The sequence below is a fragment of the Acidithiobacillus sp. TH-A36 genome (genome assembly GCF_057473445.1).
In genome coordinates this window covers 1-9507 of record NZ_JBYCKP010000004.1, presented here as the reverse complement: position 1 = coordinate 9507, position 9507 = coordinate 1, and the positions used below count along the sequence as shown (strand labels likewise).

The following is a 9507-nucleotide window of genomic DNA, read 5'->3' as shown; positions in this document are numbered from 1 at the left end:
ACAAAGCCTTCATTATCACTGATAGGCAGGCCTTTCATGAAATCATGGGGAACCCAGTCCGGGAAAACAATTTTCAATTCGGCTTCAATGTTTTTGCCGCTGGCCAGTTCCACACCGTCTTTGGTAATACGGGTAATATCCTTGGCTTCATTGACATAATTGAAACCCATCCCCCCGGCGATTTCGAGGAGCTTGCCCACTACTTTTTCACCAGCATCCTCAGCAATCAGTGCCGCTGGGGTAAACACCGTGATTTTATCGGGACCGCCCTTGCCATGCTGACCTAACCAGGTAGCCATGGACAACATGGTTTCGACGGGCGGGCCTTCACAGGCTGCTTCAGCACTGGGGAAAGCATGACCACCATACAGTTTGACGTCTTTGGTCCCATCGCCCTGATGGAAACGGGCAGAACCAATGGCTACCGGGCCACCTTTGTACTCGTGGGCCAGGAAATGACGCAATTTGTTACCGTAATAAAAATCACTGACCGTATGACCGTGTTCGGCAAATCCTTCAATTTTGTCATAAGCCAGACGATTGCCCACGGCCACCACCAGATAGTCATAAGATAGACTTTCGGGTGCCGCACCGGGGCGCTCATTTGGCACAAAATCCACACGCTTGGCATCCGGGTCAATGGCTTTGATTTCGGCCTGAATAAAACCGATATCATCTTCATCCAGAGTGCTGGCTATATCCATTGCCAGGGTTTTACTGGGATCGCGATCCTCAAAAACTTCAGCAGGAACATTAGGCACAAATAGCAAGAAATTTTTGCGATCAATAACGGTGATACGCACCGACTCTCCACATAACTCACGTACTTTTTGGGCTGAACCGAGACCGGCAAAATTACCACCAAGAACGACAACATGAGGCTTCATCAATGTTCCCTCCGTTTTTTCGTCATGAAATTGCAATAATCAACATCCAAATTGAATGAATGTCTCCTATTAAGAGTAGTAGATAATCTCAAAAGTTCAACAAAACCTTTTTGGATGGTTATCTGGTTCATTATATTAATACGGTATTATATTTTTATTGGATTATAAATCATCAGGTTTTGCCAGATGATTTTTCTTCAGTTTCTCGAAAATATCCAGGGCCCGCTGTCTGGCTTCATGGTGATCAATGAGCCGTTGAGGATAATTGTCTCCCAGAACGACCCCTGCCTTTTTAAGAAGGTCCTGATCTGCCGCCCAAGGCTGGTGAATAAAGCGATCGGGCAGAGCGGATAATTCCGGAATCCAACGGCGCAGATATTTTCCTTCGGGATCAAATTTTTCTCCCTGTAATACCGGGTTGAAAATCCGGAAATAGGGAGCTGCATCTGCACCCGAACCGGCAACCCATTGCCAGGATGCGCTGTTATTAGCCAGATCCGCATCCACCAGGGTATCCCAAAACCAGGCTTCTCCCTGTTGCCAGGAGACCAGAAGATCCTTGATGAGAAAACTCGCGCAAATCATCCGGACCCGATTATGCATCCAGCCACTCTGCCAAAGTTCGCGCATGCCTGCATCGACAATCGGATAACCCGTTTGTCCAGACTGCCAACGCTCCAGCAAAAGCGCATCTTTTTGCCAGGGAAACTCGGCAAACTCCGGACGCAATGGGGTGTCCGGCAACTGCGGAAAATGAAACAGTAAATGCCAGGAAAACTCCCGCCAGCCCAATTCCCGCAAAAAATGCTCCCCTTCATCCGTAAGCTCAGGATGTTGCCGCAGGTAAAAACGCGTTTCCTGCCATATCTGACGAGGACTGAGTTCACCATGACTCAGGTGCGGAGAAAGTCGGGATACGGAATTTTGAGCAGGAAAATTCCGCCCCTCACTGTAGTTCACCAGTGATTCATCCAAAAATTGCTGAAGTCTGTTTTTGGCGCCGGTTTCACCGGGGGCCCAGAATTCCGAAAAACGAATAGCCCAATTGGGTTTTTGCGGAAGCAGATGCCAATCTGCCAGAGTTTCAGTTACCAGGTTTTGGGTCAGTTCATGCGGTAAAGGCGAAAAATCGGGTTCTGGTAATGCTGGCGCAATGCTGAAGCGAGCCAGGAGGCTTTTCCAGAAAGGTGTAAAAACCTTATAGGGTTTCTTGTCGTGATGATGCAGCCAGGGTTCAACCAGGCAATCACCCGTAAACGAGCGCACAGCAATACCCTGGCTGCGCAACTCGGCCTTGATGGCAGTATCCTGAGCTATTCCAGCAGGATCATAGCGGCGATTCCAGAAAACTGCTCGCGCCGAAGTTTCGGCAATGATTTCCTGCAAAATCTGCAGAGGTTTCCCACGTCTGAGCAGTAAAGGTAAACCATGCCGGGCAAGCGCTTCCTGTAATTGTTGCAGACTATGATGCCGCCACCAGAGCTCGGCAGCACCAGCCTGCGCATCAGCATCATGAATATACAGCGGTATTACTGCTCCTTCCTGGGAGGCTTCCCACAAGGCCGGATGATCAGCGAGACGAAGATCCCGGCGCAACCAGACAATCGTAATGGTCATCCTGTAGCCTCATAGGGTAGATAAACCAAGCGGCGTTCCTCAGAACAGGTTCTTGATGGTATCCATCAATTTGCTCCCCATATCGGTTCCCGCACTACTGTTTGTCGAAGCGGTTGAAGAAGTGGTCGCAATGGGGGGGTAACCCGCCAGATAATCACTGACCCCGATGATGTTGCTGCCGCCACTGATGGTAGGCCCGGTGACCGAAGGGGGACGGAAAAAGCCTGTCGCCGGATTTCCCGCCATGGCAGTACGCATATAGTGAATCCAGATCGGCAAGGCTTCCCGTGCCCCGGCGGCCCAGCGTCCCATGGTATGGTTGTCGTCATAACCCACCCAGACGCTGGTGGTCATGCGTGGACTGAAACCATTGAACCAGGCGTTGTTTTCATTGTTGGTGGTACCGGTTTTGCCGGCAATGTCATTACGTCCGAGGCTTTGCGCTGCCACACCCGTACCAATTTTAATGACCTGCTGCATCATTTGCGTCATCAAATAGGCGACGCCTGGCGGTATGGCTGTCTGTTGGGATGGGGGAGCATAACCCATGGGGCAGTTCAGCAAGGAAATCTGGGTTCCCCGACCATTGACGATTTTGGTAATAAGATAAGGGTGGGGTAGAAAACCACCGCTGGAAAATACCGAATAGGCTCTGGCCATTTGCAGCGGGCTGTAATCTCCGGCACCCAGGACCATGGAAGGTACCTCTGGAACCTGCTTGGCAGGAAACCCAAAACGCTGCACATACTGGGCGGCGTAGGGGATGCCAATATCCATCAAAATGCGGACACTGGGGACGTTGTGGGAGTACGCCAGATTGGACCATACCGGTATGGGCGTGTTCGAGAACTGCTTGCTGTAGTTGGTCGGCGCATAAACCTGCCCATCGGGCAGGGTGATGGACAGAGGGGTATCCGGTATGGGGGTCTGGGGCGTCATGTAAGTGCTTTGACCGGATGCCAGCAGTGCCGGTGCATCCATGGCTGCAGCATAGACAAAAGGTTTAAAACCTGAGCCGGGTTGCCGATAGGCAAATACCGCACGATTAAAGTGGCTGAGTTCGTAGCTGAACCCACCCACCATGGCGTGAATAGCGCCGTTGCGGCTGTCGAGACTGACCAGCGCGCCCTGTACCTTGGGAATCTGGGTAAGCTGCCATCCCGGATCCTTTCCGGCAGAAGACCAGACATTGGCACCCCATTCCTGCCCGGCCCCAGCGGTCATCGCATGAACGTAGGGACGCAGCCAGATCAGGTCGCCGCTATGTAAAACACTATCGACCTGACTGGGCAGGGGACTGTTGAAACGCAGACGGGCCCAGCGCACATCACGCAGGGTCATGGTGATGTTTTTCTTGCCCTCCAGTGAAACCGTAGCCGTTTTGCTATTGGCAGTGATGACTACCCCCCATTTCAGGTTGGCCGGGTCATGAGGCGGGAGGGCATCGGGACGCTGTCCGGTAAGGGCCGTTTGCAGGGCATCGCCACTCAAACGGGCAACAGGCCCACGATAGATTTTCGGGTCCATGCTGGAAAGTCCCATATCGTAGTTTTCCAGTCCTACGGCTACGGCTTCGTTGGCGGCAATCTGATCTTTGGGAATGATGCTGGTGTAGACCTTGAGTCCTGAGCGATAGGTGAAATCACTGCCAAATTGCTGGGTCAGCCAGCTTGCGATCCAGTCGGTGACGTAAGGAGCACTATCTGAAGCCTGGGCATGGAAGCGGGAAAGAACAGGTTCAGCATTGGCCTTGGCGGCTTCAGCCCTGGTAATATAACCGCGATTGACCAGACGCTTCAGCACATAAGCGCGGCGTTTTTTGGCAAGATCCGGATTCATGACTGGATTCAGTACCGAGGGTGCTGGCGGGAGTCCGGCAATGGTGGCCATTTCCCCCAATGTCAGTTGTTCGACACTCTTGCCGTAATACGTGCGGGCGGCAGCCTGAACGCCGTAGGCCCCCTGACCCAGATAAATTTTATTGAGATACAGTTCCAGAATCTGTTTGTGACTGAAGTGGTCCGCCAGTTTGTAAGCCAGTAAAATTTCCGCAATTTTACGGGTGATGGTTTTTTGTGGCGTAAGGTAAAAATTACGGGCAACCTGCTCGGGGATGGTGCTGGCCCCCTGTACAGGAGACATATGGATCAGGTCGACCAGCGCCGCACGTATGATGCCCGGATAGCTGACCGGATAGTACAGTGGATTATTACTGTAAAAACGGGCGTTCTCTGCAGATATGAAAGATTCCTGCAATTTGACCGGAATCTGGTCAATGGGCAGGGCATAGCGCATTTGCGGACCGACTTCCTGGAGCAACGACCCGTCCGCCGCATAAATCCGCAGGGGTTCATCGGGATGCCATTCTTTCAGTTCATGAACGGGCGGCAGGGTTTCCCAGATGCGATACACATAAATGCTGATACCAATGAAAATGTTGATGATGATCAGCGCGATGATCAATAAAACCCAGCGTCCATAACGAGGACGTTTGGGTGCCTTGCCACGCGCACGGGGGCTGCCGGTTTGAGCCATGCTGTTTCTTCCATTTCCTGAATGCTTGGCAAAAGAGAGGGGAGACTGCCTTTTACCAAGTATCCTGTTGCCGTTTTGTCATTGCGAGACGGCTTATGGCGCAATACTATACCACCATGAATCTAAAGAGTCGCTTCGCCCCGAGCCCCACCGGCTATCTTCATCTGGGAAATGCCCGCACCGCCTTGTTTGCCTGGTTGGCAGCACGGGCTGTTGCGGGTCGTTTCGTTCTGCGGCTGGAAGATACAGACCAGTCCCGCTCACCGCAAATTTATGAAAAAGCTCTGTTGGAAGACCTGCGCTGGCTGGGTCTGAACTGGGATGAAGGCCCCGACATAGGCGGCCCGGTGGGTCCTTACCGGCAGATGGAACGCCTGGATATTTATCAAAAATACTACGAAGCTCTGCTGGAAACAGGACAGGCTTATCCTTGTTATTGCAGTGCCGAGGATCTGGCCGCAGAACGGGCGGTGCAAAGGGCCTCTGGCAAGCCACCGCGCTATGGCGGACGTTGTCGGCATTTGAATGCGGAGCAGCGCAGTGAGCTTGAAGCCAGGGGTATCCAGCCGGTGTTGCGCTATCGGGTACCTGACTCGGGAATGTTGATCGTGCCCGACCGGGTTTGGGGTGAGCGCAGCTATGCCCTGGCTGATCTGGGTGATTTTGTCATTCGCCGCAGTGATGGCAGCCCGGCCTTTTTCTTCGCCAATGCGCTGGACGACGCCCTTATGGGGGTGAATCTGGTGTTGCGCGGAGAGGATCATCTCAGCAATACCCCGCGTCAGGTTCTGATTTTGCAGGCGTTGGATTTGCCCATACCCGAATATGCCCATCTGCCCCTTCTGCTGGGTAGTGATGGTCAGCCCCTGTCCAAACGCCACGGCGCGGCCAGTTTGCGTGATCTGCAATTGCAGGGTTATCTCCCGGCAGCCGTGCGAAATTATCTGGCCCGTCTCGGTCATCACTACGCGGAAACTGATTTGCTGGATGATCAGGCTCTGGCTGCGGGCTTTTCGGTGGAAAAAATAAGCCGTGCGCCGGGGCATTTTGATGTCGCTCAGCTTCAGCATTGGCAGCGTCTGGCTCTGCAGGCGTTGAGCGATGCACAGCTGTGGGAGTGGCTGCTCGCTGCCAATTCATCCAATATTGAAAATCGTTTATTGGAAAAAATGTTGAAGACTGTTAGTGAAGATGAAAATCTGCCAATACAGTTTGTCGCAGCAGTGCGCGCCAACGTGCTGTTTCCCGAAGAGGCCGTGGATTGGGCAAGACGTTGCTTTGCCGATGAGGCATTTGCTGAATTGGAAAAAGATGACGCAGCACTTGCCGCCCTTGCAGAAACTCCGGCGGAATTCTGGCCGTTGGCTGCGGTGCTCCTCCAGCAGTCAGCCGGAGATTACCGGATCTGGACCAAAACCCTGCAGCAGGAAAGTGGATTAAAAGGAAAATCCTTGTTTATGCCCCTGCGGGCAGCCTTGACAGGACGCAGTCATGGTCCCGAACTGGCAGCTCTTCTGCCTTTAATCGGTATGGAGCGCGCGCAACAGCGCCTGCGTACTGCCGCCAGCGTATTATCTGAAGCGAGAAATTAATGTCGCCATCCCTGCCGTCCATCATTCTTTACGACACCCTGCAGCGTGACAAGACCATTCTGGAACCGGCAACGCCGGGGCAGGTGGGTATTTATGTTTGTGGTATGACAGTCTATGACTACTGTCATCTGGGTCACGCCCGGGTCATGGTCACTTTTGATACGGTGGTGCGTTATTTACGGGCACGGGGCATGAAAGTGACCTATGTGCGTAATATTACCGATATTGACGACAAGATTATCCGTCGTGCTCTGGAACAGGGCGAGTCTATTCAGGCGCTGACCGCGCGTTTCATTGAGGCCATGCATGCCGATGAAGCGGCCTTGCTCTGCCAGAAGCCGGACCTGGAGCCGCGTGCTACGGAGCATGTGGGTGCCATGCAAAACATGATTGCCGAGTTGATTGAACGGGGACATGCCTATGCAGCTGCCAACGGCGATGTGTATTACGCCGTGCGCAGTTTCCCTGACTATGGCAAGCTTTCGGGTAAATCCATAGATGAACTCAATTCGGGCGCGCGCGTGGAGTTGGGCGAAGATAAACGCGATCCCCTGGATTTTGCCCTCTGGAAATCGGTCAAGCCCGATGAACCCTCCTGGTCTTCACCCTGGGGTGAGGGTCGGCCCGGCTGGCATATAGAGTGTTCGGCCATGTCTGCAGATGCCTTGGGCTGCACTTTTGACATTCATGGTGGCGGCGCCGATTTGCAGTTTCCGCACCATGAAAATGAAATTGCCCAATCCCAGGGGGCAGGGTGCGCTTTTGCCCACTACTGGATGCATAACGGCTTTGTGCGCATCAATGACGAAAAAATGTCCAAGTCCTTGAATAATTTTTTAACGGTGCGCGAGCTTCTGCCTCTTTTTTCAGGCGAAGTGCTGCGCTTTTTTATTCTTTCCAGCCAATATCGCAGTCCCTTGCATTATAGTGAAGAAGGGCTGGAGCAGGCCCGTGCCGGATTGACGCGCCTATACACGGCACTGCGCGGCATGCCAGCGCGCCAAATTGTGCCCGAATTGGGCAGTGAATGGCGGGAGCGCTTTCATAACGCCATGAGTGATGACTTTCATACTCCGGCAGCCCTCGCCACCCTTTTTGACCTTGCTAGGGAAATCAATCGCTTGCGAGATGAGCAAAGCGAAGTGGCAGCACCCTTGGCTACCCTCCTGCGCGAACTGGCAGCCATGCTGGGAATATTGCAGGAAGACCCGGAAAGCTATTTCCGGGGTTCCAATGAAAGCGATAATGTCTGGATTGAAGAGCGCATAGTGGCCCGCCTTGCCGCCCGCCAGAAAAAAGATTTTGCGGGCGCAGATGCCATTCGTGCGGAATTGGCTGCTGCAGGAATTATTCTGGAAGATGGCCCTGCCGGCACCAGTTGGCGACGGCATGGAGCCTGAATTGCCGGGCGGCAGCCGCTTTACGAATTAATCGTCGTTCAGTGGCAGGGACTGCTGACCGGGGTCTTCAAGACTTTCTGAAACGTCCCCTTCCGAAACAGCCTTTGTTACTGCCGTTTCAGTAAACAGTGGCAAATGCCAGTCTTCAGGACTTGTTACAGTAGCTGCTGTCGAGGAACTCTCGGTGGCAGAAGGTTCCGCCAGCCCGGTCACTGGCTCAGCCGAGAGTTCTGCTGCTTCAGAATCAGAGGTCAGGACGGACCCTGTGGCGGCGCTCATGGTTTCCGGAGCTGAATCAGGCTGTATTTCCGCTGCTTCTGATGTTTCCGCCCGGGTTTCTTCCTGAGCTTCCGCCGGCGCTTCCTCGGCAGCTGCGATGACGGCAGGCTCGGTAGGGAGGCTCTCGGTCAGCACTGCTGTACTCACCGGAGTGGCTACCAGCATTTGATGCCAGTCGTCCGTGGCAGGAACCGGCCCGGGATAGATCAGCAGTTCACGCGGCGCCGGCTGTTCAGGCTTTGCCGGCGTTTTGGCTGCTGCTTTAGGCGCTGCATGAGTGGTTTCCGGAGTGGCTTCCCCGGTCTCCGTTTCCAGAGCGTTTTCGTTCTCTCCCGAATTACCCTGGGTGGAACGCCGGGCTCTGGCCCGCCGACCTCCGCGCCGTCGACGGCGGCCCCGGTTTTCTTCGCCGGAATTTTCTTCGACTACTTCACTTTCGGGAGCAGGCGGCGCTTCACTGCCATTGCTTTCTGCCAGAAAGGTAGCTGCGTCCACTGGGACATAACGCGATACCAAAGCGCGTACCAGGCGGGCGAGAATCCCCTCTTCGGGCACGGCAGGTTTGTTGTTGCCGCCAGTATTGTTGCTTTTGGCTGCCGGCGCCGGGGTGCGGAGCGGGGGCAGCACATCGGGTGGTGGTGGTGCAGTCAGCGGACTCAGCGCCGCAGATTCGGTACCAGGACGGCTGGGACGTGCGGGTAAAGCATTGTTCAGGTTTTGTGGCAAAGTCCGCGTGGCGCTCGCCTCCATGCGGGTGCGCTCAATGTTGTAGTGCGGGGTTACCAGCTCCGGCTTGGGAATGATGACAATGCGGGTTTCTGTTTTTGCCTCAAGTTCGAGAATCGGCAGACGTTTCTCGTTGAGCAGATAAACGGCCACATCCACCGGTACTTCACACTGCACTTCAGCCGGCCCGGGTTTCATGCATTCTTCCTGCAGTAAGCGCAGCACATGCATGCTGGTTGCCTCACAGCCGCGAATCTGGCCCGTACCATTACAACGCGGGCAGGGTTCCGTAGAAGCTTCTTCCAGGCTGGCTCCCAGCCGCTGCCGGGACATTTCCATCAAACCAAAGCGGGAAATACGGCCGAGCTGTACCCGCGCCCGATCCAGCTTGAGGGCTTCCTTGAGCTTGCCTTCCACTTCACGTTGATGTTTGGGAGACTCCATATCAATGAAGTCCACCACAATCAGGCC

General features: G+C 54.1%; 6 protein-coding genes. 2 read left to right on the top strand and 4 right to left on the bottom strand.

Going from position 1 to position 9507, the window contains the following annotated elements; translation table 11 throughout:
* From AC2VLY_RS00090 to AC2VLY_RS00080, 3 genes are all read right to left on the bottom strand, one after another.
* On the bottom strand, positions 1-887 hold an 887-nt coding region (locus AC2VLY_RS00090; protein ID WP_486921566.1), incomplete at its 3' end, for an NAD(P)/FAD-dependent oxidoreductase.
* 162 nt (positions 888-1049) lie between these two features.
* Positions 1050-2504 carry a cryptochrome/photolyase family protein gene (locus AC2VLY_RS00085; RefSeq protein ID WP_486921565.1) on the bottom strand — a complete coding sequence of 485 codons (1455 nt, stop codon included), beginning with the start codon at positions 2502-2504 and terminating at the stop codon, positions 1050-1052.
* 39 nt (positions 2505-2543) lie between these two features.
* Positions 2544-5039, bottom strand: a complete 2496-nt coding sequence (locus AC2VLY_RS00080; RefSeq protein ID WP_193651701.1) for a penicillin-binding protein 1A — start codon at positions 5037-5039, stop codon at positions 2544-2546.
* 95 nt (positions 5040-5134) lie between these two features.
* On the opposite strand from AC2VLY_RS00080, the gene gltX reads away from it, so the two are divergent.
* Together gltX and cysS are read left to right on the top strand one after the other, a co-directional pair.
* Complete coding sequence (gene gltX / locus AC2VLY_RS00075; protein ID WP_193651700.1) at positions 5135-6631, top strand: glutamate--tRNA ligase; 1497 nt, start codon at positions 5135-5137, stop codon at positions 6629-6631.
* A complete protein-coding gene (gene cysS / locus AC2VLY_RS00070; protein ID WP_486892760.1) occupies positions 6631-8031 on the top strand; it encodes a cysteine--tRNA ligase in 1401 nt (466 codons plus the stop codon). The genes gltX and cysS overlap by 1 nt, the downstream gene beginning before the upstream one ends.
* A 27-nt stretch (positions 8032-8058) precedes the next feature.
* On the opposite strand, the gene AC2VLY_RS00065 is transcribed toward cysS, so the two are convergent.
* Positions 8059-9507 (bottom strand): ribonuclease E/G (locus AC2VLY_RS00065; RefSeq protein WP_486921564.1); only part of this gene is annotated, 1449 nt, incomplete at its 5' end.

What these genes read in the sequence shown, in the direction of transcription:
- cysS (WP_486892760.1), top strand. Translation starts at nt 6,631, where the DNA reads ATGTCGCCATCCCTGCCGTCCATCATTCTTTACGACACCCTGCAGCGT.
- AC2VLY_RS00080 (WP_193651701.1), bottom strand. Translation starts at nt 5,039, where the DNA reads ATGGCTCAAACCGGCAGCCCCCGTGCGCGTGGCAAGGCACCCAAACGT.
- gltX (WP_193651700.1), top strand. Translation starts at nt 5,135, where the DNA reads ATGGCGCAATACTATACCACCATGAATCTAAAGAGTCGCTTCGCCCCG.
- AC2VLY_RS00085 (WP_486921565.1), bottom strand. Translation starts at nt 2,504, where the DNA reads ATGACCATTACGATTGTCTGGTTGCGCCGGGATCTTCGTCTCGCTGAT.